General features: G+C 66.1%; 22 protein-coding genes, 1 tRNA gene and 1 pseudogene. 12 read left to right on the forward strand and 12 right to left on the reverse strand.

Annotated elements, in window-relative coordinates; all coding sequences use genetic code 11:
* Positions 1 to 464 precede the first annotated feature (464 nt).
* Positions 465 to 2768, forward strand: a complete 2304-nt coding sequence (locus tag AC07DI_RS26885) for a transglycosylase domain-containing protein (protein ID WP_478906467.1) — start codon at positions 465 to 467, stop codon at positions 2766 to 2768.
* Positions 2769 to 2916: 148 nt separating this feature from the next.
* On the opposite strand, the gene AC07DI_RS26890 is transcribed toward AC07DI_RS26885, so the two are convergent.
* On the reverse strand, positions 2917 to 3381 hold the full coding sequence (locus AC07DI_RS26890; protein WP_384261826.1) for a GatB/YqeY domain-containing protein: 465 nt from the start codon (positions 3379 to 3381) through the stop codon (positions 2917 to 2919).
* A gap of 130 nt (positions 3382 to 3511) precedes the next feature.
* On the opposite strand from AC07DI_RS26890, the gene AC07DI_RS26895 reads away from it, so the two are divergent.
* The 3 genes from AC07DI_RS26895 to AC07DI_RS26905 all read left to right on the forward strand — a co-directional run bounded on the left by AC07DI_RS26895 (position 3512) and on the right by AC07DI_RS26905 (position 5621).
* Entirely contained in the window at positions 3512 to 4438 is a 927-nt protein-coding gene (locus AC07DI_RS26895; protein WP_384261824.1) for a metallophosphoesterase, read from the forward strand.
* Positions 4439 to 4820: 382 nt separating this feature from the next.
* Positions 4821 to 5501 carry a Pr6Pr family membrane protein gene (locus AC07DI_RS26900; protein ID WP_478906469.1) on the forward strand — a complete coding sequence of 227 codons (681 nt, stop codon included), beginning with the start codon at positions 4821 to 4823 and terminating at the stop codon, positions 5499 to 5501.
* Positions 5502 to 5547: 46 nt separating this feature from the next.
* A tRNA-Pro gene (locus AC07DI_RS26905) sits at positions 5548 to 5621 on the forward strand.
* Positions 5622 to 5699: 78 nt separating this feature from the next.
* On the opposite strand, the gene AC07DI_RS26910 is transcribed toward AC07DI_RS26905, so the two are convergent.
* The 10 genes from AC07DI_RS26910 to AC07DI_RS26955 all read right to left on the reverse strand — a co-directional run bounded on the left by AC07DI_RS26910 (position 5700) and on the right by AC07DI_RS26955 (position 12657).
* Complete coding sequence (locus AC07DI_RS26910; protein WP_478906471.1) at positions 5700 to 6866, reverse strand: site-specific integrase; 1167 nt, start codon at positions 6864 to 6866, stop codon at positions 5700 to 5702.
* Positions 6866 to 7048 (reverse strand): helix-turn-helix domain-containing protein, encoded by a 183-nt coding sequence (locus tag AC07DI_RS26915; RefSeq protein ID WP_388066651.1) that lies wholly within the window; start codon positions 7046 to 7048, stop codon positions 6866 to 6868. Before AC07DI_RS26915 ends, AC07DI_RS26910 begins: the two co-directional genes overlap by 1 nt.
* Positions 7041 to 8360 (reverse strand): replication initiator, encoded by a 1320-nt coding sequence (locus AC07DI_RS26920; RefSeq protein WP_478906473.1) that lies wholly within the window; start codon positions 8358 to 8360, stop codon positions 7041 to 7043. Before AC07DI_RS26920 ends, AC07DI_RS26915 begins: the two co-directional genes overlap by 8 nt.
* Positions 8361 to 8524: 164 nt before the next feature.
* The gene (locus AC07DI_RS26925; protein WP_478906650.1) at positions 8525 to 8770 is read right to left on the reverse strand and encodes a SpdD protein; all 246 of its coding nucleotides are present in this window, start codon (positions 8768 to 8770) and stop codon (positions 8525 to 8527) included.
* A gap of 25 nt (positions 8771 to 8795) precedes the next feature.
* Complete coding sequence (locus tag AC07DI_RS26930) at positions 8796 to 8990, reverse strand: hypothetical protein (protein ID WP_205034603.1); 195 nt, start codon at positions 8988 to 8990, stop codon at positions 8796 to 8798.
* Between the two features lie 14 nt (positions 8991 to 9004).
* Positions 9005 to 9196, reverse strand: coding sequence for a mobile element transfer protein (locus AC07DI_RS26935; protein ID WP_055526751.1), 192 nt, complete (start codon positions 9194 to 9196; stop codon positions 9005 to 9007).
* A gap of 30 nt (positions 9197 to 9226) precedes the next feature.
* Positions 9227 to 9889, reverse strand: a complete 663-nt coding sequence (locus AC07DI_RS26940) for a DUF2637 domain-containing protein (protein WP_478906475.1) — start codon at positions 9887 to 9889, stop codon at positions 9227 to 9229.
* A gap of 85 nt (positions 9890 to 9974) precedes the next feature.
* Positions 9975 to 11351, reverse strand: coding sequence for an FtsK/SpoIIIE domain-containing protein (locus AC07DI_RS26945; RefSeq protein ID WP_478906477.1), 1377 nt, complete (start codon positions 11349 to 11351; stop codon positions 9975 to 9977).
* Entirely contained in the window at positions 11351 to 11707 is a 357-nt protein-coding gene (locus AC07DI_RS26950; RefSeq protein WP_478906479.1) for an SCO3933 family regulatory protein, read from the reverse strand. Before AC07DI_RS26950 ends, AC07DI_RS26945 begins: the two co-directional genes overlap by 1 nt.
* A gap of 164 nt (positions 11708 to 11871) precedes the next feature.
* Positions 11872 to 12657: a GntR family transcriptional regulator gene (locus tag AC07DI_RS26955; protein ID WP_478906481.1), complete on the reverse strand. Its 786-nt coding sequence runs from the start codon at positions 12655 to 12657 to the stop codon at positions 11872 to 11874.
* Positions 12658 to 12764: 107 nt separating this feature from the next.
* Here AC07DI_RS26955 and AC07DI_RS26960 point away from each other — a divergent pair, with 107 nt between their 5' ends.
* The 4 genes and pseudogenes from AC07DI_RS26960 to AC07DI_RS26975 form a co-directional block, all read left to right on the forward strand.
* Positions 12765 to 13172, forward strand: coding sequence for an NUDIX hydrolase (locus AC07DI_RS26960; RefSeq protein WP_478906652.1), 408 nt, complete (start codon positions 12765 to 12767; stop codon positions 13170 to 13172).
* A 46-nt stretch (positions 13173 to 13218) separates the two neighbouring features.
* Positions 13219 to 13650 (forward strand): ATP-binding protein, encoded by a 432-nt coding sequence (locus AC07DI_RS26965; protein WP_478906483.1) that lies wholly within the window; start codon positions 13219 to 13221, stop codon positions 13648 to 13650.
* Positions 13647 to 14027: a hypothetical protein gene (locus AC07DI_RS26970; protein ID WP_478906653.1), complete on the forward strand. Its 381-nt coding sequence runs from the start codon at positions 13647 to 13649 to the stop codon at positions 14025 to 14027. The genes AC07DI_RS26965 and AC07DI_RS26970 overlap by 4 nt, the downstream gene beginning before the upstream one ends.
* A gap of 369 nt (positions 14028 to 14396) precedes the next feature.
* A pseudogene (locus AC07DI_RS26975) lies at positions 14397 to 14570 on the forward strand (XRE family transcriptional regulator); the annotation flags it as partial.
* A gap of 139 nt (positions 14571 to 14709) precedes the next feature.
* Here AC07DI_RS26975 and AC07DI_RS26980 read toward each other — a convergent pair.
* Positions 14710 to 15957 (reverse strand): DNA cytosine methyltransferase, encoded by a 1248-nt coding sequence (locus AC07DI_RS26980; RefSeq protein WP_478906485.1) that lies wholly within the window; start codon positions 15955 to 15957, stop codon positions 14710 to 14712.
* Between the two features lie 182 nt (positions 15958 to 16139).
* Between AC07DI_RS26980 and AC07DI_RS26985 the strand changes: the two genes are divergently transcribed.
* From AC07DI_RS26985 to AC07DI_RS27000, 4 genes are all read left to right on the forward strand, one after another.
* The gene (locus tag AC07DI_RS26985; RefSeq protein ID WP_478906487.1) at positions 16140 to 18203 is read left to right on the forward strand and encodes a hypothetical protein; all 2064 of its coding nucleotides are present in this window, start codon (positions 16140 to 16142) and stop codon (positions 18201 to 18203) included.
* Positions 18204 to 19184, forward strand: coding sequence for a hypothetical protein (locus tag AC07DI_RS26990; RefSeq protein WP_478906489.1), 981 nt, complete (start codon positions 18204 to 18206; stop codon positions 19182 to 19184).
* A gap of 23 nt (positions 19185 to 19207) precedes the next feature.
* Positions 19208 to 24667, forward strand: a complete 5460-nt coding sequence (locus AC07DI_RS26995; RefSeq protein ID WP_478906491.1) for a DEAD/DEAH box helicase — start codon at positions 19208 to 19210, stop codon at positions 24665 to 24667.
* A gap of 127 nt (positions 24668 to 24794) precedes the next feature.
* The gene (locus tag AC07DI_RS27000; protein ID WP_478906493.1) at positions 24795 to 26342 is read left to right on the forward strand and encodes an AAA family ATPase; all 1548 of its coding nucleotides are present in this window, start codon (positions 24795 to 24797) and stop codon (positions 26340 to 26342) included.
* Positions 26343 to 26400 lie beyond the last annotated feature (58 nt).

Here is a 26400-nt window from a genome sequence, read left to right on the forward strand (position 1 = left end):
CGGGCCCAATCTTGAATGGCCCGAACGGACTATGCGTAAGCGGCAGATCACCCGACGGAGTGAGCGGACGACATCCGTGAGGAAAACGGCATTCCGGGACAGTTCAGTTGAGCCACAACGGACGCCGGGCGTCACATGAGGCGGATTCGGACAGGAATCCGCGCGATGCGGGGGCGGTCGGGAGCGGGGAATGGGGTGTTGCTGAACCGCACGGCAGTGACAGTTGAGAGCAGCTTAGGCCAAGGCATTGGGGCCTGTCCGGAGAATCAGAACGTCGGCGGCGCGCACTTGTGGGACCCCGGGGGACGATGACGTAAGGGCCACGCGGCGACGACTCGACCGTCACACGACGGCAGACGCGACGGCCATGCAACGGCTGGCTCGACGGCAGGCACGACAGCCACGAAATCCCGAAGATCACCCGCTCCCTCGGAACGCCGCCGCGTACGGATTAGGCTGCCCCCATGGGAAACAAGCGCTCGGGCGGTGGTCTGTCACCAACTCAGCAGGCCGCGAAGTTCCTCGGAGTCAGCGTCCTGGCGGGTGCGGTGCTGGCCGGGATCGCCCTGCCCGCGTTCGGAGCGCTGGGCCTCGCGGCCAAGGGTTCGGTCGAGGGGTTCGACGAGATCCCCGCCAACCTGAAGCAGCCGCCGCTCAGTCAGCGCACCACGATCCTGGACAACAAGGGCGGTCAGATCGCCACGGTGTACTCGCGTGACCGCACCGTCGTGAAGCTGAAGAACATCTCGCCGTACATGCAGAAGGCGATCGTCGCGATCGAGGACTCCCGCTTCTACGAGCACGGCGCGGTCGACCTCAAGGGCATCCTGCGCGCGCTCAACCAGAACGCGCAGAGCGGCGGCGTCTCGCAGGGCGCGTCCACGCTGACCCAGCAGTACGTGAAGAACGTCTTCGTCGAGGAGGCGGGCGACGACCCGACGAAGGTCGCCGAGGCCACGCAGCAGACGCTCGGCCGCAAGATCCGCGAGCTGAAGTACGCGATTCAGGTCGAGGAGAAGCTGGGCAAGAAGCGCATTCTCAAGAACTACCTCAACATCACCTACTTCGGGCAGCAGGCCTACGGCGTCGAGGCCGCGTCCCAGCGCTACTTCTCCAAGCCCGCCAAGGACCTGAAGCTCCAGGAGGCCGCGCTCCTCGCCGGCATCGTGCAGTCGCCGAGCCGGTACGACCCGGTCAACGACTCGGCGGAGGCCACCAAGCGGCGCAACGTCGTGCTGCAGCGCATGGTCGAGACGCACGACATCTCGCAGGCCGAGGCGGACACCGCCAAGAAGGCGGACCTGGGCCTGAAGGTGAGCCGGCCCGAGAAGGGCTGCATCACCTCGGTCAACGGCGCGGGCTTCTTCTGCGACTACGTACGCGAGGTGTTCCTCAACGACCCGGTCTTCGGCAAGACCCGCGAGGACCGGGCCAAGGTCTGGAACCGGGGCGGTCTGAAGGTTCGTACGACCCTCGACCCGCAGGCGCAGCACTCGGTGCAGGCGTCCATCAAGAAGCACGTGAACAAGACGGACGACGTGGCGACCGCCGCCGCGATCGTCGAGCCGGGCACGGGCAAGATCCTCGGCATGGGCCAGTCGCGTCCTTACGGCTTCAAGAAGGACGAGACCACGATCAACCTCTCCGTGGACCACGGCATGGGCGGCGGCGCGGGCTACCAGCCCGGATCGACGTTCAAGCCGATCGTGGCAGCCGCGGCCCTGGAGGGCGGCAAGTCGGCGGGGCAGAACTACGCGTCCCCGTACGAGATGCCGTATCCGGAACGGGTCTCCACCTGTTCCGGCAAGGACTGGGTGAACACCAACAACGAAGAGCTCAGCAACGAGAACGAGTCCGAGGTCGGCCCGTACGGCATGCGGGAGGCCACCGCCAAGTCGGTCAACACCTACTACGTGCAGCTCATCGGCGACATCGGCATCTGCCCGGTGACGAAGATGGCCGACAAGATGGGCGTCGAGCGCGCCGACGGCAAGACGATGGCGCAGGCCCCCTCGATCGCGCTCGGCACCCAGGAGGTGTCGCCGCTGACGATGGCCGGCGCGTACGCGTCCTTCGCCTCGCGCGGCACGTACTGCACGCCGATCGCCATCGAGGCGATCACGACGCTCGGCGGCAAGTCGCTGCCGGTGCCGAAGACGACGTGCTCGCGCGCCATGTCGCAGAAGACCGCCGACACCATCAACACCCTGCTGAAGGGCGTGGTCGAGGACGGTACGGGCCGGCAGGCCGGGCTCGGCTCCCGCGCGAGCGCGGGCAAGACCGGTACGACCGACTACCGCTACGCCGCCTGGTTCGTGGGCTACACCCCGAACATGTCGGGCGCGGTCTGGGTCGGCGACCCGCAGCACAAGCGGCAAATGGTCAACATCCCCATCGGCGGAGTCACGTACGACAAGGTCTTCGGTGGCGAGGTGCCGGGTCCGATCTGGCGCGACGCGATGAGCGGCGCCCTCACGGGCAAGCCGTCGCCGGGCTTCAACACCGTGCACCTTCCCGGCGACGACAAGGACCGGGACGGGAACGGGAACGGAGACGGGGACCACGGCGGCGGCCATGACGACAAGCCCGGCGGGGGCGGGGGCGGCGGTAATGGCGGCGGCAACGGCGGTGGCGGTGGCCACGACGGTGACGGCGGCGGGGGCGGCACCTGGCCGGAGTTCCCGCCGGGCGTGATCGGCGGCAACGGAACCGGTAACGGTGGGAACGGGAACGGCTTCGGGGGCGGGATCGGCGGCTGGCCCCGGTAGCTCTGCCGATAGCTCGTCCTGTACGTGAACGAGGGCGCTCCCTGCTTCAGGGGGCGCCCTCGTCGACGTACGGGTACGGGTAGGCGTACAGGTACGGGACGCGTACGGGTACGCGTACGGGTGCTGCTGCTCAGCGGACGGCGCTGCCTCAGCCCGCGAGGAGCTGCTTGACCGTGGCGGCGACGCGGCCGCCCTCGGCCAGACCCGCGACCTTCGGGTTCACGATCTTCATGACCTGGCCCATGGCGCGCGGGCCCTCGGCGCCGGCGGCCCTGGCCTCCTCGACGGCCTGCGCGACGATCGCCTTGAGCTCGTCGTCGGAGAGCTGCTTGGGAAGGTACTCGGCGAGGATCTCGCCCTCCGCCTTCTCCCGCTCCGCCTGCTCGGTGCGCCCGGCCTGCCCGAAGGCCTCGGCGGCCTCACGGCGCTTCTTCGCCTCGCGGGCGATCACCTTCTGCACGTCGTCGTCGGAGAGCTCGCGGGCCTCGGTGCCCGCCACCTCCTCCTTCGTGACGGCGGTGAGGGTCAGCCGGAGCGTCGAGGAGCGCAGCTCGTCGCGCCCCCGGATCGCGGCGGTGAGGTCTTCCTGCAGCTTCGACTTGAGCGTGGTCATGGGTCGATTGTGGCAGGTCCACGGGATGTTCCGCCCGCCGATTTCCTCCGGGGGCCGGGGGGTTGCCCGGACGCCGCTGCCGGACGCCGCTGCCGGACGGTGCCCGTCCGGGGTCTGACACGATGGGGGGATGCGCGCGCGATACGCAGTACCCCTGGGCATCACGGCGACGGCTGCGGCCGGTCTCGCCTACTCGGTGGGCTTCGAGGCCCGTTCCTTCCGGCTGAGGCGGGTCACCGTGCCCGTACTGCCGACGGGGATGCGCCCCCTGAGAGTCCTCCAGGTCTCCGACATCCACATGGTGTCCGGACAGCGCAAGAAGCAGCGGTGGCTGCGCTCGCTGGCGGGCCTGCGCCCCGACTTCGTGATCAACACGGGCGACAACCTGTCCGACCCGGAGGGCGTCCCGGAGACGCTGGACGCGCTCGGCCCGCTGATGGAGTTCCCCGGGGCGTACGTCTTCGGCTCGAACGACTACTACGGCCCCAAGCCCCGCAACCCCGCCCGCTACCTGGTCGAGAAGGTCCAGGGCAAGCACGGTCTGAACGGCAACGCACCCGCCGTCGGCGTCATCCACAACCCCTGGGAGGGCCTGCGCGACGGGTTCGACGCCGCGGGCTGGGTGAACCTCACGAACACGCGGGGAGCGCTGAAGATCGACGGTTACGAGATCGGGCTCACGGGTGTGGACGACCCGCACATCAAACGTGACCGGTACGCGCGCGTGGCGGGCGGTCCGGACGCCGGGGCCGACTTTTCGATGGGCATCGTGCACGCCCCGTACCTGCGCGCCCTGGACGCCTTCGCGGCCGACGGCTACCCGCTGATCCTCGCTGGCCACACCCACGGCGGGCAGGTCTGCATCCCGTTCTACGGGGCACTCGTCACCAACTGCGACCTGGACACGGACCGCGTGAAGGGCCTCTCCACGCATACGGCGGAGGGCCGCACGTCCTACATGCACGTGTCGGCGGGTTGCGGAGCGAACCGCTACACACCGATGCGGTTCGCGTGCCCTCCGGAGGCGACGCTGCTCACGTTGACGGGGCGGGGCTGAGGTAACGGCGGGGCGGGCCTCGTCGCGGCCTCCCTTCGTCGCGGGGCTCAGTCCTCACGGGGCTGATTCCGTCACCGGCTGACCGACACGGGCGCCGTCACGGCGGACATGTGAGGGGGACGGTGCCTACGGTGGGGGCATGTTCGCTCCGATATGCCCCATACACCCGATACGCGATGTACGCCAGGCATGGCGGTCACGCCCGACTGACCGACGGGATCAGGCGTACCAACTGCGCCAGGCAGGCCAGCGACACCGGCCCCACCAGGCACGTCACCTCACCCACCTCACCCACCTCACCCACCTCACACGCAAGGCTGCCACCGGTCCGGAAGTTCCCGCCGAGGCGGTGGTGCCGCCCGTACGCCGCCCCCTCGCAGCCGTGTTCCGCACGCTGCTGGCGCTGGCCGCGGTGACCGGGATCGTGATCGACCTGTCCCTGGGGAGCCCCCTACGGGTCCTCAGCTACTTCACGATCCAGAGCAATGTGCTGGTGGCCGTGGTGCTCGGTCTCTCGGCGGGGCATGCCTGGCGGGGCCGCCGACCGCTCCCGGCCTGGCTGTCCGGCGGCACGCTCCTCTTCATCGCGATCACGGGCCTCGTCTACCACCTGATCCTGGCCGACGACACGAGCGGCTTCTCGATGACGGAGACCACTGAGGCGGTGTCCGCCATGTCCGCCACGTCAGGCTGGCACTCCGTCGCCAACCAGCTCCTGCACACCGTGACGCCGATCGGTGTGGCCCTGGACTGGCTCCTGCTCACCAGGCCGGGCGGCCTGCGCCCCCACCATGCGGCCCTGTGGCTGCTCTACCCCCTGGCCTACCTGGCCTTCGCCCTCTCCCGCGGCGCCCTGCTCCCCCCGGGCCCGCCGGCCCGCTACCCGTACCCGTTCCTGGACGTCGACATCCACGGCTACGCGGGGGTCCTGGGCAACGCCGCCCTCTTCGGCCTGGCCTTCAGCGCCCTGGCCCTGCTCATCGTCGCCCTGGACCACGTCCGCCCCCAGCCCCGGCCCCGCAAAAACCGGATTTCGTCTCCGGGCGCCGGTCCGCTAAAGTAATCGGTGTCGCCACGGCCTGCACAGCAAGCCGCTGGACCAACGACATCGGGGTGTAGCGCAGCTTGGCAGCGCGCTTCGTTCGGGACGAAGAGGTCGTGGGTTCAAATCCCGCCACCCCGACAGCTGAAACACCAGGTGGCCAGCCTACTCATGAGAGTAGGCTGGCCACTTTTTTCGTGTGCGTGTCTATCTGCGTGACTACCGCTCCGGAGCCCGCTTGAAGATGCCGTCCATGACCACCGCGCCGGTCTGGATCACGGGCCGGATCTGCTTCCGATAGACCTCCTCGGTCACGGCGGTCCCCGAGTGCCCGACGAGCCGGGAGATCTCTTCCAGGGGCACGCCACTGTCGGAGAGCAGCGAGACGAAGCTGTGCCGGAGCTCCCGAGGCGTCCACTCGGCGGCGTCGATCCCCTCAGCGTCCTTGAGGGCCACCCGGAAGGCACGGCGGACGTTGGTCGCGTCCAGCGGCTTGCCGACGGCCGAGGAGAAGACGAGCCCGTTCTCCTGCCAGTCGTCACCGGCGGCGAGGCGCTCCCAGCCCTGGTCCTCAAACTGCGCCCACAGCACTTCCACGCACCGCGCGGGCAGGGCGAGCGTGCGCCGGGACTTCCGTGTCTTGGTGTCCCCGCCACGCCGGACCGACCGCCACACGGCGATGTGCGGAGGCTGCGGCGGAGTGGCGTCCGGCCTGCCCTTGAGGAACACGTGATCCCAGGTGAGCGCGCGCAGCTCCTCGGTACGGGCCCCGGTCAGCAGCGCGACGACGATGTACGCGTACATCGAGGTCCCCTCAGCGGCCTTGAGCACGGCCTCCGCCTGGACCAAGGTGAGCGCCTTGGACGGGCGCCCCGGACGGCCGGCCGGAACGGCGCACAACTCGACGACGTTGCGCTTCACCTTGTCCCGCGCCATGGCCCGCTTGACCGACCGGTTGAGGCAGGAGTGCAGGCTTTGCAGAGTGCGCGTGCTGAGGGTGCGAGCCTTGACCGCCAGCCAGCGGTCGACGTCCTCCGCGCTGAGATCACGGAGCTTTCGCGCTCCTAGGCTTGGGATCACGTGGGTCCGACTCAGCCCGGTGACGGTCTCGATCGTGCTCTCGTCACGCCCCGCCAGGCCGTATGTGAGCCAGTCGTTCACCGCGTCCGCGACGGTGTAATTGGTGGGCGCGATGGCGAGCCCGTCATCGTGATCGCGCAACACTTCCTTGAGCTTGTTCTTCGCCTCGGTCTTGGTCCTGCCACTCCCCCGCTTGACGATCCTCTTGCCGCTCGGATCGAAGCCCAGATTCGCGGTGGCGATATAGCGCTGCCGCTTCTCATCCCAGTGCAGGCCACCGTCACCACGGCTACGACGCATGGTCATCAGGCAGCACGCTCCATCTGCCCGGCGATGAAATCTCCGAGGGCAGAGGCAGGGATGCGTCGGCATCGCCCGATGGCGACAGAGGGCAGACGCCGAGTGCGGATCAGGTCGTAGACCGTAGACCGCCCGACCTTCAGGCGAGCCATGACATCAGCCACGGTCAACAGCTCGTCGTCACGCATGCGTCGGTTCTCCTTCTGTTCCAGGGGCGGGTTCGAGGGATTCAGCGAGCCAGGCTTCGGTGTCGGTGAGGCCGGTTCCGGCGTAGACCCAGTGGGCGAGGACGAGGGTCGTGTCGACCACCTCCGGATTTCCGTAGGTGGTCGAGGCGGCGGTGGCCGCTGTGGCTTGCGCTGCGCGCCATTCAGCACGGGCGGTACGGAGGGCGCCGAGAGTGGTCGAGTAGCGGCGGGACTTCGTCGAGAAGTGGCCGCGGAAGCCGAGCATGTGGGCCCAGGCCCGGAGCCGGAGTTCCGCCAGTTCCTTACGGGCGCCGAGAGCCCAGGCGGTGCGGATCATGCGGCGGGCGTGGTCGCTGATGTCGAGCTGGGCGACTTCCGCGATGAACTTGAGGGGACGGTCCAGAGCTCCCGTGGCAGTCTCGGCGCCCTTGGTGGCGTACTTGGCGATGTACGAGGCGACAGCCCGTTCGGTCAGGTCCTGGCCACCGTCGAAGTCGGCCGAGCGGATCGTGCGTACGTCGAGTTGGCGACCGAAAGTGAAGACGTGCGCGCGCCCGTCGATGACCGGGCCGTCCACGCTGGCGGCCGTCGCAGCAGCTCGGATGGCGTCGGTCAGCAGCTCGGCTGTCGCCCAGGCGGGAGGCGGGGTGTCACCGCCCCCTGGGCCGTCGATACGGATCACCGCGTGGAAGTGCACCGCACCGCGCTTCTGATACTCGGCGACCTTGGCGAAGGACACCCGCGCGTACGCAGGCAAGGCCCGCTGCGTGAGTCCGGCGCGCTTGGCGACCTCCCGGCGGACGTACGTGGAGAAGCGCCTCCAGAGCGCTCCGGCATGCGCGTTCCAGAGCACGGCCGCTTCGTAGTCGTAGGTGTTGGGATCCAGCGGAGTGCCGAGGGCGGCGTCCTCCTGGTCGTGGAGCACACCGCAGCGGCAGGGGCGGACTGTTCGGGCCGGTCCCTTGGGGCGGTTGTGAACCGGGCCGAACCCGGGAGCGGTGAAGGTGGCGAAGACGCGGGGGTGGGCGGCGACCCGTTCGGGGACGCCCTTGCCGCCGCGCAGGCCGGAGGCGATCAGGTGGAAGGTGTCACGGCGGTAGACCTCCGCGCAGGCCGCACAGCGGGTCGTACGGCGGTTGTTGCAGCGGACGAGAAGGTGACCGGCCGGGAGGCCTGCGGAGTCGAGGTGGTGGAGGACGTCGCCGATCTCGCCGGTACGGGTGTTCACGGCGTGCTCGGTGCGGTGGCCGTCGAGGCGGATCGGGTGCGTGCAGCCGCCGAGTCCGGAGAGTTGGCGCAGGAGCGCGGGCATGGTGCCGAGTGCGGCCAGTTGACCCAGTTCGCGGAGCGGGGGTGGGGTGGCGCGGGTGACGATGGCTGTTCTCCTTCTGGCTTCGGCTAGGAGGGGCAGGGCCCCCGGGGCGGCGGATGCTTGGCGGTATCAGGGCCGCCCCGGGGGTCTGTCAGTGCTGGCGACTAGCGCCGCCGCTGGTCGCGGAGCATCGAGCGAATGACCACGGCGCACACGGCGACGGAGATGGCCGTGACGGCGACAGCGGCCAGGAGCGCGGTCAGCACGACGCCGCCGACGAGGACGGCCACGACCGCCCCGGAGGTGATGGATATCTGGGGCGTCGGCCGGGCCACGGGGGCCGGATCCGCCACGGTGTGGATGTGCGCGGGCGGCGGCGTCGGGCTGTCGGGGTACTTGGGCAGGAACATGGCGAAGTTCTCCTTACCTACTCGTCTAGTCATGTGAGCCGTTTACGACGTCCACGCCGGAGCGCGTACCGGATTCGATGGCCGGGGCCATGAAGGTGTGCGAGAGCCAGAAGCCGAACAGGGCGATCACCACGACGATCCACGTGCGGACGCCGAGGAACTTGACTGCTCCCCAGGCGAAGAGGCCGAGGACGAACACGAGCGGCAGGCTGACGGTCACGGAGGCGGGTCCTTTCAGCGGACGGGGCAGCGGTGGGTACGGGCGGCCAGCTCGGCGGCGGCGCGGCTGTCGTAGTCGGCGGAGAAGCCGCAGCGCGGGGCCGTGCAGGCGGCGGTGTGCTTCTCGCGGCCACGGCCGTCGTACGACGTGCCGACCTGAACGGGACCGATGCGGGCGACGGAGCGGAAGCGGCGGTTGGCGCTCATGTGGATCTCCCTTCAGAACGTTCCGAGCTTTCAGAGCTGAGCGGCGATGGCGTCGGCCATGGGCATCGGGACGCCGAGGCGGGCGCGCAGGGTCGTGGTGTCGATGTCCGTGCCGGTACGGGAGTGGTGCTCGGTGGCGACTTTGCGGGCGTGCTCGACCAGGGCGGCCGGGATGGAAACGACGGGAGTTGGAGAGGCGGGCGCGGGTTCGGTAGCCGGTGGCGGCGGGAGCTCCGGTACGGGATCGGGCGCGTCCTCCTGGCCGTCGTCCTCCTGGTCGTCGATGCGCTCGGGCTCTCGGCCGTCCTCCTCGGGCACGTCCTGCCGGGTCGGCGCCGAGTGCGCGAGGAGCGTTCCGCCGAGGAAGGCGACCGCAGGCCAGCCCGCGACGAGGATGCGGAGCCAGGCCGGCACATGGTTCAGGTCGAGCAGTCCAGCCGTGGCGACATTCGCGCCCAGGGAGGCCGCAAGCGCGATGACGAACCAACACCAGCCCGCGGCTTTGGCCTCACCGGTCCGCAGTCGACGCCAGGCGGCAACGAGCAGCAGGTCGACCGAGATCGGGTAGGCCCACGCCTTCCACCCGTCCTGTCCGGCCGCCGAGGCGACGTCGTGCAGGTGGGCGAAGGACAGGGCGGCCGCGATGACGGCCTGGACGAGTACCGCGTCGATACGGGCCAGTTGGGCGCGCATGCTGCGGCTCCTTCCGGGTTCAGGCATGGCAGGGGTAGGGACGTGGCGCGAGACGGTCACGCCGACCGGGGTGGGAAGGTGCGGCTCAGCCGGTGACCGGGCGCGGTTGCACGACTGAGGCCGGCGACTCGACCGGCTGCACGGGCACTGAGGGCCGGAAGGGCTTCAGCGCGGGCAGGTCGGGGACCATGTGGGCCGACGCGCGGCAGGTCTCGGCGGCGTCGGACAGTGAGAGGTACGGGGTACGGATGCGAGACCAGCCGCCCGAGGTGTCACCGGCGACGGCGAGACCGGGCCGTTCGGCAGGGATGGCGCAGGCGGCAGAGACCGCTTCGGGGGCGATGTCGCCGAGCGCCATTTTCGCGGAGGCTTCGTCGTTCACGCGGTGGCAGACGCGACCGGTCAACTGGGCTCGGAGCATCGTGGCGCCCTTGCCGAGCTCGGCGCCGAATCGCTGCCCGCACACCTCCAGGTAGATACCGGCCGCGCGGCCGAGCTGAGCAAGCCGGATGAGCTGAGTGACCATCTCGTCCCGCCGCTCTTCCTCCTTCTTCGTGGCGACGAGGAACAGTTCCGCCACCTCGTCGACGAACAGCACCACGGGGACGGGCCGTTCCTGCTCGGGAAGCCCCCAGATGTCGGAGGTGATCTCCTCATTGGGCGTGCCCGGCGCGATCCTCTGGCGTGCCTTGATCAGGTCGTACCGGTCCTCCATCTCCTTGATGAGCGCGGGCAGCAACTCGGCAGCCTGCTCGGGGTCAGTGGCCAGCGCCGACAGCCGCGAGGCGAAGGGCGCCAGCTCCACACCGCGCTTGCAGTCGATGCCGACCAGGGCGACGGGCTGCGGTGCGAGTCCGGCAACGAGGTGCCGCAGGTACATGGACTTGCCCGACAGGGTGGCGCCCAGGGAGAGGCCGTGCGGCACCACGCGGTAGTCGCGTACGAAAGGTGTCGCGTCTTCCCGCAGCGCCACGGGCACTTGCAGGGCCCCGCCCACCGCTTTGCGCGGCATACGGACCTTGCGCAGCACGTCGTAACCCACGAGTCGCAGGTCGACCACGCCAGGCTTGACCGTGGTCACGTACACGGCGTGAACTCCCCAGGCATGCCGAAGGCGTTCGGCCGAGGCGGCCACGTCGGCGGGCTCCTGGCCTGGTGCGAGCCGCAGACGGAGCCGTAATCCGGTCGTGGTCGGGCGGATGATCCCGCGCCGAGGCGGTACGGGCCGGACCTCCCCACGGGTGGCGGCCTTGACCGCCAGGACCCGCAGTCGGGACGGCGTCACCGTCAGGCCGCAGGCCTCCATGACCGAGCCGTACGAGCTGAGCAGTCGGGCCGTGGACATCGGCAGGCCGACCGCAGACCAGTAGGCCCCGGGATGGTTGGCCCGGGCGTAGGCAGCCCCGCCGCCAAGCGCGGCGACAGGACCACCCACCTCCAGAAGCGTCGTCAGGTCGGTCATCAGGCCGAGGCCTCCATGGCTGCCGGGAAGGCTGCCGGAGTGACGGCGGCGCAGCGGTATGCGATGCCGTGCCGCTGCTGGCCGTTGAACACGCTCTCCCACGGCCGGGCCACGAGCCCCGGAAGCGAGACCGGCGCACCGAGCGCCAGCCCCTCGGACACTCCGCTCTCCGGGATGGTCACCTTGACCAGGGACGACTCCCCCTCCTCGATGTACACGACGCCGATCGTCATCAGGGCTTCACCGCTGTTGATGTCCTTGGCGATCTCGCCCGTCTGTCGGTCGCGGACCTTGGGCTCGGGCGCCTCAGTCAGCAGGATCGTCGCGGCCGAGGTCTCCACACGGATGGTTCGCAAGATTCTTCCCATCTACTCGTCTATACAAGATGCAGCCTTCGAACCCGACTTCCGGGAACGCGGACTACGTTGCCACACAACTTGCCCACTCGTCTATACGAGTATGCCTGTTGGGATGTACGAGTTCGGGGGAGCGACCACCGTGTGCCACGGCTGTCAGGCCCTTACGTGGCCGGGAGCTGGTACGACAGGACGTAGGCGTCCGCCGCCATGACGGTGTCGCAGACCTCCACGGCCCGCCCTTCGGTGTCATACGCGGTGCGGATCAGGTGGATCACGGGCACGCCAGAGGCCAGCCGGAGCGTCCGCACTTCTGACGGCGCGGGCATCCGGGCCCGGATCTCCTCCTCGAAGTGGTCGAGGTGGTGCCCCAGCTCTTCGAGGCGGGCGTAGATGCCGCCGGGGCCGGGATTGGGCTCGGCGATCTGCGTACCGCGCGCGATGTCGAGCGGGAGGTAGGAGGTGGCGAACTCGACCGGCCGGCCGTCGAGCAGGTAGCGGCGCCGACGAGCGAGCACGCGTCGCACGGAACCGAGGCGGGTGGAGATGTCCTGACTGGCCTTCTCTTCCTTGACCTCCAGGCTGTCGACCTGGGGATGGCTGCCCGCAGCGTCAGCTTCGACGATGAAGGCAGACTTGCCTTGCTCACGGTGGCGCCGGGCGAAGCGGTCGGAGGCCAAGCGCCGGACGGGCGGCCGGGGCCGCACGAAGACGCCCTTTCCATGCTCGGCATGAACCAGGCCCTCACCGGTGAGGATGGAGAAGGAGTTCCGAACGGTCATCCGGGAGACGCCGTAGTGCTCGACGAGTTCGGCTTCCGAGGGCAGCTTCTCGCCTTCCTTGAATCGCCCACGGTCGATGGCCTCGCGCAGCTGGTCGGCGATCTGTCGAAAGACCGCACGATCGCTCGTGGGGTCGATATCGCCGAGCAGGCTCGGGAGTGACGTCACGTGTACTCCTTTAGGTATCTAGACGACTGGGCGAGTGTTGTTGCTACGGTGGAGAGCCTAGCTATTCGAGAGGGTCGAGCACCGTGAGCACTGACCGTCCGCACTCCGTGAGCGTTGCCGGAGTCATCGTTGACGAGCAGGGCCGGGCCCTTTTGATCAAGCGCCGCGACAACGGCCACTGGGAACCCCCGGGCGGCATCCTCGAACGCGAGGAGACCATCCCCGAGGCCTTGCAACGCGAGGTCCTCGAAGAAACCGGCATCAAGATCGCGCTTCCCGCGACACTCACCGGCATCTACAAGAACATGACGGGCTTGATCGTCTCCATGGTCTTCCGCTGCGAGGCCGCCGACGGTACGCCCACCACCGGCGACGAGACCCGAGCTCTGCGCTGGGCCACCCGCGATGAAGTCACAGAACTCGCCGACGAGGCTTACGCGATCCGCGTCCTGGACGCACTCGACGCGGCTTCCCCACCGGCGATCCGCGCCCACGACGGCGTGAAACTCGTCTAGCTCGAACCCGCTGCACATGGCGGCCTACCAGCACGAAGGAACTTGTATGCACGAGTATACGAGCACTATCCGAGTCTGGGGCCTCACTTGCCCAGGTTTCCCAGAAGAGGTCAGCCGGGCCCGACGCTGGACGCGGGACATCCTTCGTGACTCGCCCTTGGCGGAGGACGCCGAGCTGATCGTGAGCGAGCTAAGCGCGAACGCGATCCTGCATACGGCGAGCGGTCGCCAGTCGGGCAGCTTCTCCCTGGCCGTCGAGGTATCACCGCAGATGGTCGCGTTGTCGGTCACGGACGACGGGGGCACGAGAACCGCACCGAAGGTCGAGCACCAGCACGACGAGGCGGAACACGGCAGAGGCCTGGGCATGGTCAGCGCGATCGCACACCGGGTCGTCGTCCACGACAGCGACAAGGGCCACACAGTCACCGCGGAGCTTTTCACCGATGCCGGCCGGGGAGTCCAACCATGCGGATGAGAGGGCCCCGACGCGGCTACTGGTGCGAGTGCTGGACGGAGACCACCACGGGCCAGCAGGGCGAGCAGCAGCTACGAGCATCATTCGACGCCTACACGGCAGCGCAGGCCGACAGGTGGGTAGCGATCGCACTCCGCACCATCTCACCGGCACTCGACGCCGACGCTTCCGACGAGGCCTGGGGGTGGCTGTACGCGGGACGCGTCCAAACCCGCAGAGCACTCCTGGGCATGGAGCCCTGCACGGTCTCTGTGACGCATGCCGACACTCGGATCACCTGGACGATACGACCAGTACTCTTCCTGCCCCTCGCCGACCGCCAGGCGACCGAACTCCCATCCTGCGCACACGACTTCAAGCCCCACCAGTCGGACTGAGTTACAACTTTCTCTACTGGTTCAAGGCGGCTCGCTCCGCTCCCCGCGCGCGGCCCGGCTCCCCGGGCCGCCGCTCCTGTCTCCGCCCCGCTCCGGCCCGGTCCACCGGGCCGCGCGACAAGAGCTGGCGGCCAACTGACCTCAGAGAATGGGTACATCGTGGCTGGGGCGGTCGGCTCCACGGCTTTACGCAGCCACTTTGGGGCGAGCCTCTAAGATCATGGCCCCAACGTCGTGCTTTAACGGGCAGGTCCACAGACTGCCCGACTCGCCGGAAGCTTAAGGGGCCATGATCACTCGCCCCAAAGCAGCTCCAGCCCAAAGCCGCTCCGCCGACCGGAGCCGTGGGCGACACGAGACGGGGCGCGGATAGCTGCTAGACATCGCGTTCCTGTGGTGGAGAGCAGTCGGTGCGACTACCGCCACGGCGGACAAGTCGGCATCGAGCAGCGGGCCGCCGCCCCCGCCGACGAGGCACTCAACCTCCTGAACGCCGGCAGCACCACCCAGCACCTACGAAGCAACCTCTACGCCTCAGCAGCCACGCTAGTGGCAGCGAACCAGCCCGGCGCGCGAAGAACCCGCACCCGCCACAGCCCGCCTTCTAGGCCCGGCGATGCAAGCGCTCCCCTTCGGCCGAACGTTCGCCCAGCAACAGAGTCCACACAAAGGGCCGGGCAGGTCAGCCTCTCGTCGCCAACCGTCGAGGCGAAGGTCCAATACCCTCGCCTGGATGAGCCTCCTTGGTACCCACCTGAGGTTGGTACGCCTCAGGAATCGGGACAGGCGCGACGGCACGCGGAACGCTCAGCTGCCGCTCGGGCAGCAAAGACGGCGCTCCCGCCAAAAGACGAGACCTGACTGAAGCCCCGCCCAGTTCAAGGTCTCTCACGATTGTCCGCCCCAGCACCTCTGCAAGTAGCGGAGGGGTCGCGTTACCCACCATCCGCCGACCAGCGCGGAACGGCTGATCGATGCTCCATTCGTCAGGGAAGGTCTGCAAGCGCATCTGCTCACGCACAGAAAGGGGCCGATTGTCCCAGTGGAACGGCCCCGTGCTCGGCCCAGGAGAGGCTGGCAAGGTCCAGGACGGTCGATCCTTGGCCAGCTTCAACAGAAACGACCAGTACCGGGTTCGCCACCCGAAGAGTTCCTCACCGTCGCCACGAGCCGTGAGATGGAGATAGTTGCCACCTTCTGGGATGGAAGGCAGTAGCGCTGCCCATTGCCCTGTAGCAACAGGCTTCTCATCCTCTTCAAGATCCCAAAGCACGTCCCAGGCCCGCATCGGGTCGCCTGCGTGGGTCGCCTCCGGCAGGTGAACCTCTGCACCGTCCCGGTACGCAATGCCGATAGCCCGACGTCGGTGCTGAGGCACCCCGTAGTCAGCTGCATCAACGACCTTGGCCACCATCCTGTAGGAAGTGCCATGCCGATCGTTAATACCCGCGAGCCCCTCGTCAATGACCTCGGAGGCGTTCCCGTCCCCTCTCAAGAACCCCTCAACGTTCTCGACGAGCAATGCCCTAGGGAGGAAACCTTCAACCAGGTCGAGCATCCCATGCACACACTTGGCTCGGTCGTCCTCCATGCCACTCCGTGCAGTCGAAGCCCACTGCGCAGCCTTTGAAAACGGCTGACAAGGCGGCCCCCCTGCAATGAGGTCGAGTTGCCCGCGCTTCATGCCTAGTGCTCGGGGAGTGAGGTACTGGGCAGCAGTGTTGACATCACCGTTGCCAGGCATGGCCCATCCCGGCCGATTGGCTGCGAGCACGGCCCTGGCGTCAGCGTCAACTTCCATGCAAGCGACGGTAGCCAGCCCAGCCCTCTCCAGACCCACGTCAAGACCACCCGCTCCTGTAAACAGAGAGAGCACCTTCCCCACGGGCCGGGTTCGCGCTGACGATCGTGCGGCGGTCAACGGAGGCACTCCCCGAAGTAGATCTGCTCAATGTCTTGACAGAGGGAGCTCACCGGAGAAAACCGCAGTTGTCAAGGCAGTTGGGCAGTTAAGCGGGCACAGGCATCGAAGAATATCCGACAGGTGTTCGAAAAGCGACCAATGTCCTACCGATGGGCTAACTTCTTCCTACGCAGATGAGGGGGTTGCCCATGGACTATGACAGCTGGAACAGAGTTCTCACGGAACACTTCTTCCCCCTCCGTGAAGCAGCAACCCCTGTGTACTTATCGGTAGACGATGCCCTACTCACCGAACTGCTGACCAGTCACACCCAGGCTGCCACAACGCCCCCGACTGCAGCCGAGAACTTCCAAACTGCCATCAGGAGCCGGGTCTTCGGGCGCGACCCCTTCGAAGGGATCGCCTCCCGTGCTCGCCGCTGGCGCCGACACGGGGCCGCGGGCAACCCGCCCTTCATCGCACTCCTCGCAGCAACAGTGCTCGCAGCCTCCAGGATGAACCGCTCCGACAGGTTTTCCTACTATGGCCCGCTCCGCGAGCTGCTCGACCTGCACGAAGGCACCGGCATGCCAGACGGCTACGACGTGATCGTCCCCACCCTGTGGGATCACCTGAAGTGGTGGCTGACCGAGCATGAACAGGGCCGACGCGGCCTGCCCTCCGCCATTCCCCATCCGACCCAGGTCAACATCGGCTGGTCCCTGTCCCAAGCCGTTCTGGTCGGATCGGACCGCGTGCAAGTCGGGCTGTTCCTGTCAGCGATCGGAGCCCAGCCGGGAGACTCGGTCCCCGAAGCGGAACTCCTCGCCCGGTTCCAGGAGTGGGTACGGCTCAATCGGCCCAGCCCACGGATCCAGCGCGCACTGGCATCGCCGGAGTTGCGACCGATCCTGGCGAGCATCCTGCAGCAGGAACTCACCCACTACGACGGGCTCCCGAGAAACTCCGCTGGCCTGCCGTGTGTGCCCTTGTCTCTCACGACCGAAGCCGGCGGTTTCCCGTACAGCGTTGCAGCCCGCATCCCCTCCCACCTCCGTCTCGAATCGCTCAGTCTGAACGGCGACGTCATCAGGGTTCCCTTAGGCGTGGAATGGTTACCTCTCACGCCTCCGGACCAGGAACTCACTCCGGGATCGGCACTCGAACTGGCCGCCGACACCGCCACACTGATGCTCCCCGCTCGCGACCTCTACGTCCTCCAGGCCAATGACTTGGTCGGGAAGTGGACATCCGTCAATGCAGCGGAAATCGGGGTGCCTCATCGAGTACTGGTGAGGACTGCCTTCGCAGCGCAGGCCGAGGCGGTGATGCTCGCTTGTGGATCAGACGGCGTACGTCAACCCCGCAGGGTTCAGGTGCCGCCCGGCTGGACGTTGTTCAGCGGCTACACACCGACCCGATCCGCGACGGTCTCCGGCGTCGTTGGCCCGCTGGCCCCGCTGCACCAGCAGTTGGCCCGCCTGTCCGGCGGCCTCCGTATCGATGGCGGCAAACAGACCTACCTCCTCGGGTACGCACCTGACCTTGTTCTGCCAGCGATTCCCGATGACCATCCGCGCACCGTCACCATCGACGGGGTGCCCTTGCCGCCGGTTTCTCAGGTGCCGACGGACACGATCACGATCCGGCTAGCGGAGCGAGTGCACTCCGTCGGCGAGCACCAGATCGAGGTCGGGCATCGCAAGCTCACGTTCACCCTGGTCGAGCGCTACCGGGAGAGCGTTGCCCTACCACTACTAGCGCTCCCTCCGAGGAGCGCCAAGCTGGCCACCATCCCCAGAAGGATCCCGAACTCGGCAAGTCCGTCGGCGCTCGCTTCCTGGCTGCCGCCCGGCCATTTGTCCGGCTCGTTCTTCGGAAGCTATCGGCTCGACCCCCTTCCTCCGACGAGCATCCTGCGCCTCGGCGGCTCGATCTATGCCCTAGGCGGGAATCGCCTCGCTGCCCAGCTCGTTCCCGAAGCGCCAGTCTGGATCGCCACCATGGACCATGTGCCTCACGCGATCGACATCGAACCGCTGCTCGCTGCTCTGCCTTTCCAAGCTGTATGGCTGCTTCAGGTAACCAGTTCCCAGAACGCCAGGGCCTGGCTAGCCCCGATCGTCCAAACTGGCTCGTATAGCCCGTGTGACGTCCCCTCAGGGAGCTGGACAATTCTCAGTCAAGCTGACTGGCGCAGGCTGACCTCGCGAAGCATCACCACCGCAGTGGCTTGCGCACAAGACTGGACCGACTACACGGCAGGGAAGTGAATGGTGCACGACGAGCTGCTCCTGTGGTGTTCCGAACGCGGCGCCGGGAGCCTCGATGCCTTCCAAGACACGTACACATGGCTGGGGAAGGGCAAGCAGGAGAGTTCCACGCTGGACTGGCGCATCGCGCTGTACAACCTGCAGATTCTCAGCCATGTCGAAGTGGACTGGGAAGCCCGGATCTGGAGTGTGACGCCACCGGTCCTCACCACCTTGCCCAATTCCGGAGGGCACGCGCTTCTGGTGGGGCAAAGGCCGCTCTGGCTCATACAGCGGCTGGAACGGCTGCACGAAGACCCTGACCCTGGTATCTCCGCCCTCGCGCAGTCCGTGGTAGCACTTCCGCCACATCGACAGGCCGACGGCCCGTCGGTGCGGATGGTGACACTAGCGGATCCTGAAGAATGCCGCGCTCTCTGCGAGGCACTCGGCATCGCCTTCGAGGACCGCGCTGCGGATCAACTCGTTCTACGTCTTCCCCGCTTTCAAGAAATGCTCACCGAACGTGGCGTACAGCGGGGGCCCGGCGGCATCGAGCCTCAGAAGATGTCCGAGGGGGGCGGTGACCTCTGGACAGATGTCGAAGGCCACGGCGAACCACCGCTCCACGGCGCCTACCGATATCAGCGCTACAACACCCACCGCTATGTCTACTGGATCGGCATGAGCGGCTTCATCGCCGACAAGCGCACGGTGGTGTACGCGGAACTCGCGCGCACAGAACGCTGGGTGCTGCGGTACAGCCCGCTGCAGCGGGAACTTTACGCGCCGAAACGCATGCAGCTACCGCATCTCCACGCCCGCGCCGCCGTGCTGCGCAGCGGGCTGCTGCCGAAACTAACCGCGCTCGATCCGCAGGCAGCGCCAGACCGGCATTCGATTCCTGAGTACAAGAGCTACGTCAAGTACGTGAACATTGACGAGGCATTCGCCAGACAATTAGCCGAATCTCTATACCAGAAACTTCAACTCGTCCCCTAAGTCCGGACCCCGTGAGGATCTTGATGTCTGGCATCTCTCCGTCGGCCGTCCACGGCCAACTTGCCGAGTACTTCCAGCGGTACTACGACACCGCCTACTCGCTTCGCGACTCTTCGGTAGGCGAGGAACTCAAAGAGCTACTTTGCACTCCCGGGGTCCTCTTTCAGGATCCGTATCTGGAGCTTTTGCCTCAATATGTGCAGTCAGCTCAGACCCTGGAAGAGCTAGCGGCAGAAATAGGGGTTCCGGAGTTCGCCGGACTTCTGGGAGCCGGGCTGCTCCGGGGAATCCCCAGGCTCTACACCCATCAGGTGGAGGCCCTGAGGGCAAGCAATCACGGACGGGACATCGTAGTGACGTCCGGAACCGGTTCCGGAAAGACCGAAGCCTTCCTCGTCCCGGTGCTAGCCAGACTAGCCAATGAATCTCGTCAGTGGGCGCCAGCAGGGTCCCAGAGTGCCGAGGAGCGGCCCTGGTGGCGCACGTCACGGCACTGGCAGGCCCAGCGCCACGGAGGCGGCCGCCCCTCGGCCATGCGCGCCATGTTTCTCTATCCAATGAACGCGCTAGTGGAGGACCAGCTGATCAGGTTGCGACGCAGCCTGGACGCACCGGACGTACGCGGCTGGTTCGACACGCACCGTAACGGCAACCGCTTCCACTTCGGCCGCTACACCGGCCGCACCCCGGTTGCCGGCCCCCTGGAGCTAGCCTCCAAGCCGAATTCCTCCAAAATGAAGGAATTGCGTAGGGCTCTGGCCTCGATGGAGGACCGAAGCCACCAGCTGGAGCAGCGCATCGCGGACGGCCTTGTGGAGGACGAGGAAGCCCGGTACTTCCTCCAGCGCCCCTTCGGGGCCGAGATGCGTTCTCGTTGGGACATGCAGGTCGCTCCGCCAGACATCCTCATCACCAACTACAGCATGCTCAACATCATGCTCATGCGCCGAGACGAGGATCCCATCTTCGATCGGACTCGTAACTGGCTGAAGAGTTCCAAGGACCACGTCTTCAGCCTGGTGGTGGACGAACTCCACATGTACAGAGGTACTCAGGGCACTGAGGTCGCCTACCTCCTACGCAAGCTTATCGACCGCCTCGGGCTGTCCACCGATTCCGACCAACTGTCCGTGATCGCCACCTCCGCCTCCATGGATCCGGAAAACCCGGTGGACCGGAAGTTTCTGAGCGACTTCTTCGGACGATCAGCCGACCGCTTCTCCGTGCTCGCCGGTGAACGCGTCCGGACCAAGGGCAGGACCGATCTCATGCCCTGGGCAAACACCGTTGGCCAAGGAACAGGTGCCCTGCCGCCACTTCCTGACCGGCACGCGGCGCTCCAGGCCGCGTTCAGAGCGAGCGACGAGGACGACTCCCCCCGAGCGAAGCCGCTGGCCGACGTGTCGGCCAAGCTCTTTCCTGGCCTCGCACCCGATAAGGCACTGGAAGCCACCGACGCACTCATCTCGCGCCTTGACGGGGAGGCGGATGCCGGCTCGCGATTCCGGCTCCACCTGTTCTTCCGGAACGTCACCGGCATGTGGGCGTGCGCGGATCGCAACTGCTCGGAAGTCCAACCACGCACCGCGGATTCACCGGCGGAACGCCTGGTCGGAAAGCTCTATAGCCGGCCCAGGTATGCCTGCGAATGCGGCGCTCGCGTCCTGGAATTGCTGTACTGCGACACGTGCGGAGAGGTCTTCCTCGGCGGATTCCGTTCTCCGAATCTCGCCCACGATCCCACGAGGCGCTACCTGGTCTCCACCGCAACCGATCTCGAATCCCTCCCGGACAAGGCGCGCTTCGATCGCACCGCCGATGTGTACAGCATCTTCCTGCCCACTGCGGGAGAACGCTCCGACCTCGACCTATCGCCGCACAAACACAAGGGTGGCCGACCGAAGGCAAAGAATCGGCCGGAATACACGTTCACCTTTGTTCCGGCCGTGCTGGATCCCGCGAGCGGCAAGGTTGGCAGCTACCCGAACGAGGAGAACAACGGGTACCTGCTGGTGGCGCAGAGCCAACCGCAGGGCCACCTCGGGAAGGTCCGCGCCTTTCCCACCGTCTGTCCCTGCTGCGGGGAAGATAAAGAGATCTTCAAGAATGTCCGCCAGTTCGAGGACCCGTCACGTTCCCGGTCCCCCATCCGCACCATGGGTACAGGTTTTGAGAAGTCCAACCAGGTCCTAACCGATGCCCTCAAAAGGCAGCTGCAGACGAAGATCGTCGTCTTCTCGGACAGCCGACAGGACGCGGCCCGCATCTCTGCGGGCTTGGAGCGGTCGCACTATCAGGACTTGGTCAGGCAGCTCGTGATCGCCGCCCTCGACCACCCGAAGGATCTCGTGGCGTTGGCAGCAGAGTTCTTCAAGGGGAACAAGGCAGGCCAGGCCGCGCTGACCCAGCTCACAGCGACTGGTTCACCCGATCTGGTTGCAGCAGTGGTCGCCCTGGCCCATGACAGCCTCACCCCCGAACACGAAAGCGTGCTGGCGGACTACCGGGCCCAGCAGAAGGGCCCGACACTCGTCGAACTCGGCAACGAAGTCAGCACGCAAGCAGTTACATACGGCGTGCATCCCGGTGGGCCCTCGTTTTCACTGAGCGCTAGCACCGAGTCACGGAGCTGGACCAGGCTCTACGACTGGACCAGTGGCGTCCCGATCCAGCGGCCCGAGACTTCTCTCACCAACGATCTACGCGTCCTGAGTTCCGAAATCCACAGAACAGTGCAGGCACAGGTCCAACAGGCGGTCTTTGCGGGAGGCGGCCGCGACCTGGAGTCGCTCGGCATCGGCCATGCCGCTCAGGACATCACCTTCAAGAGCCGGTTGCTGGATGACGAGGTCTTCCGCCAGGTGTGCCTGTCCACGCTGAGGCTGCTGGGTGTGCGCCGCCAGTTCCAGGAGCAGCGCCCTGAGCCGCCAGCGAATCTGCACACAGCAGCGAGGAAATACATCAACGCCGTCGCGCAGCGTCACGACGTATTCCCGGACGCACTGGTCCAAGAGGTGAAGAATGCACTGGGGCTGAGCGACGCGGAGCCTCGGATTGAAGGGCAGAAGATCAGGATCGTCCTGGCCAGCGGGACAGAATGGCGCTGCGAACGGTGTACCAGAAGGCACCTCCACGGCTCCGCGGGCGTCTGTGCCTTCTGCCTCAGTTCACATCTCGTTACCGAACCCCTCGACCCGGATTCCGTCACCCTGGACGACTACTACACCTTCCTGGCCCGAGAGGCTGGGATCCCTTTCAGGCTCCACTGCGAAGAGCTGACGGGCCAGACCGACAACGACGATGCTCAGGCTCGGCAAGCCCTCTTCCAGTCGGTCTTTCTGAGCGGGAAGGACATCGAGTTGGTCGATGAAGTCGACCTACTCAGCGTCACCACCACGATGGAGGCCGGCGTCGACATCGGCGCGCTCCGCGCGGTGGTAATGGCGAACATGCCACCACAGCGCTTCAACTACCAGCAGCGTGTGGGCCGGGCCGGCCGCCGACTCGATCACCTGTCCATCGCCCTGACGCTGTGCCGTGGCACCAGGACCCATGACGACCACTACTTCCAGCACCCCTATCGGATCACCGGCGATCCCTCGCCTAGCCCGTACGTGGATCTCGATCGCCGGGAGATCCTGCTCCGTTGCTACGCCGCAAGCCTGCTGACTCTCGCCTTCCGGTCGGTCGAGGGGACGTCCGACTGGGATCCGGGACGCAATGTCCACGGGCCCTTCGGGACCGTCAGCGGATGGCCATTGGTGCGGGATGACGTCCGTACCTGGCTGGCCGACAACGACATCGCTAAGAGACACGCGGGCCAGGTTCTCCTGCAAGGGGCGTCTCCTGGCGCGCCTTCGCTGGATGATCTGGTCTCCTGGGCCACTTCCCGCCTCTACTCCGAGATAGAGGAAGTGGTGACGAACGCGCCGGACGCCGGTCCGCTCAGCCAGTCGCTCGCGGAGCGCGGAGTGCTCCCTATGTTCGGATTCCCCACCCGGGTTCGCAACCTGCATCATCAGAGGCCGCACGGACCGGAACTCACCGACGTCATCGATCGGGACATCGACATCGCCATCTCGGAGTGGGCGCCCGGCGGTGAAGTGGTCAAGGACAAGGCGTTGCACACAGCAGTCGGCCTCGTGACGTACGAGCCCGCCGGCGGGCACTGGTTGCCCGGCAAAGCTCCGGACAGTGATCGTCTCATGGTGGGCATCTGCGCCAAGTGCCTCTCCGTCAATCTCCGCGAATCCGAGCATTCGTGTCCTGTCTGTGGGGCCACCGCAGGAGAAGCCGGTGACTACCGGATGCTCCCGTCGTGTCAGCCGCTCGGCTTTCGCACCAGCTACAAGGCTCAGGATTACGACGGCACATTCGAATTCACACCACGCGCGTTCTCCGCGCGCCTCACCCTTGACACGACATCAGCGCTCGTCCCACGCTGCACTAAGGCCGCTGAATTCAGAAGCGGCCAGGGACGCATCGTGGTGGTCAACGCAGGAACTGGCGAGGGATACCAGTTCGGCAAGGTCAAGGGACACGACGGTCTGCTGGACACAAAACTCCTGGCTGACGCCGACCGCGCGAGAGATCTGGGCCTGCCCACACAGCATTCGGGCAGCAACGAGGAGAAACTGGCACTGGCCTCAGTGAAACTGACCGACGTTCTTTTGGTCGGCCTCCGCGAGCAACCCGCTGATCTGGCCCTCGACCCGAGACGCATGGCCGCAAGGGCTGCTTGGCTCTCACTCGGTACGGTTTTCAAACTCGCTGCCGTCAGGCTATTGGACATTGACGGAAGAGAACTCTCGGCGGGTCTCTATCCCGACCGAGGAGAAGAAGAGGGCAGTGTCAAGGCGCAAGTCTTCCTCTCTGACACCTTGGAGAACGGTGCCGGATATTCGACCTGGCTGGGGAAGCGCCCTACCGACTTCCTGCTCGCCGCACGTGAGGTCGCGGCCGATCTCACCCGCCACCGCTCCGGCAGCTTGAGGGCCGGGCCATGCGACTCGTCCTGCTACGACTGCCTGCGGGACTACAGCAACAGCGCCTACCACCCGCTGCTCGATTGGCGCCTGGCCACACAGATGGTCGAACTGCTCGATGGGGGGAACCTGGACTTCACCGCCGAGGAGGACTATGCATTCGAGCGAGTCGAGCGGTTCGCCAGAAGCTTCTCGCACTGGAAGGCTGATTCCTCCCACGGCTTGCCAGTCCTGAAAGACATCCAGCACGAAGATCTCGCTGTACTCATCACCCACCCTCTTGAGTCCTGGACCGGTCCCGCCCGCTCGAAGCGTGTGACCCGAGCGCTAACCTCACTGGAGGCAGAGGGCTTCGAGGTGTTCGAGTCGTTCGAGTCGTTCGAGAACCCGGTGCTGGACAGCGAACCGCCACAGCGCGCGATCGTCGCGGTCGACACGTTCGAGCTGCTTCGGCGGCCCGGCTGGATCGAGTCGAGACTGCAGAGCCTCTTCGATTGACCGGTCGGGTAGAAGGCAGGGACCCCTTTTGGGGCCCCTGCCCTCTGTCACCGCCTCTCCCGCGCTTTCGCGCACCTAGCAGTTCCGCGCATATGAGTTCTGGTGGACACACGTCTGGAGTACGCTGATGCATTTTCTTGTAGTGCCTCGCAGCGCGGGCTTCACCGTGCCGTCCAGCCTTCCGGCACTCGTCCTTCGGCGCGACCTTTGGGATGATTTTGGATTCAAAACCATGTTCGATGCTTATCTGTATCCATCCCGAACAGAGGCATCTATTGACTTGGGATCCGTAAAGATCATAAAAAGAGGGCAGAGCGGCGGTGCCACCGAGATCCCCGAAAGTTTCTTCCAGCTCGATGATAGTTATTGCTCACTCGGGCAAGCGTTTTCCTACTATGAAGCGCTGCACGGACTTCCGGTCGAATTGCGCGACAGTGTTCTGTTCGGGCTCCGCGATATCGCTAGCGACCCCTCACTCAGGGAATCGTTCGCCAACGAACCGGCGATGGCCGCCTCACTCCTGCGCTACGGGAACGCCGAACTCGCATTGAGAGACGCCACAGCCCTGTTCGAAGGAACGATATCCTCGCAGGACAGTGAACTCGGGTTCACGTTCAGAACGAGTGTTGGAGGAGATCCCTTCTCCATTAACTTTGGTTTCGCAGATCGCTACCCCCTGCCAGGCCGCATCAACGTCGTCGTGGGCTACAACGGATGCGGAAAAACGCAACTCCTTGCCAACCTAGCCAACACCGCGCATGCAGACCTTACCGACCGAGCCGACGAGAGCTTCATCCGGCGGTACGGAGAATTCCCAGGAACAAGCGGTGCGCCACGCTTCTCATCGGTCATAGCTATCTCATATAGCGCTTTCGACACGTTCGACCTACCGGGGAAGAACCGACAAGAAGAGGATCGGTTGGAATCCAGCGGCGAGGTCTCCGGATACACCTATTGTGGCCTTAGGAGATATAATCGCAGCCTTGATTCCCACACGCCCGGCACCGGGTCACTCAAGGGTGCCGAGGAGATCCAGGATGACATCATGTCCGCCCTCGTTAGGGCTAGTACGCCCGAGCGTAAACAGAGGCTGACAGCAGCCCTCTCTCCGCTGAGCCGAGAACCTTCCTTCAAACGAGTTGAGTTGTCCGACACCTTCGCCTTCGACAGTGATTCGTGGCGGAATTCGTTTTCTGGCCTCAGTACCGGACACAAACTCGTGCTCAACATTGTCGTGCAGCTCGTAGCGCACCTGGAGCCCGGATCATTGGTTCTGATCGACGAACCCGAATCCCACCTGCACCCTCCGCTCTTGGCTGCCTTGCTCAAGAGCATCAACATATCCCTGGACCAGTTCAACTCCTACGCCGTGATGGCGACGCACTCCCCGGTCCTCCTCCAGGAAGTCCCCAGTCGTTACGTCAGGGTCCTGCAGCGCTTTGGAGATCTCACACTTGTCGCCAATCCAGAGATCGAAACTTTTGCAGAAAATGTAGGACTGCTCACGCGCCACGTATTCAACTTGGACAGCAACGCGACCGACTATCACTCAACCCTCCGATCCATGCAGGAGAGCTTGAACCTGGATGAGATCATGGAACTGTTCGACGGCGAGATGAGCGCACAGTCCATTTCTTACCTGGCGAGCATCAGCCGCGATCGGCCCGGTAGATGATTCGACTCCCTCGCCCGGACAGAGATCGCCTGGCCGACCTCGATCTCGCCGTGAGCCG

The sequence above is a fragment of the Streptomyces sp. NPDC044106 genome, assembly GCF_056433985.1.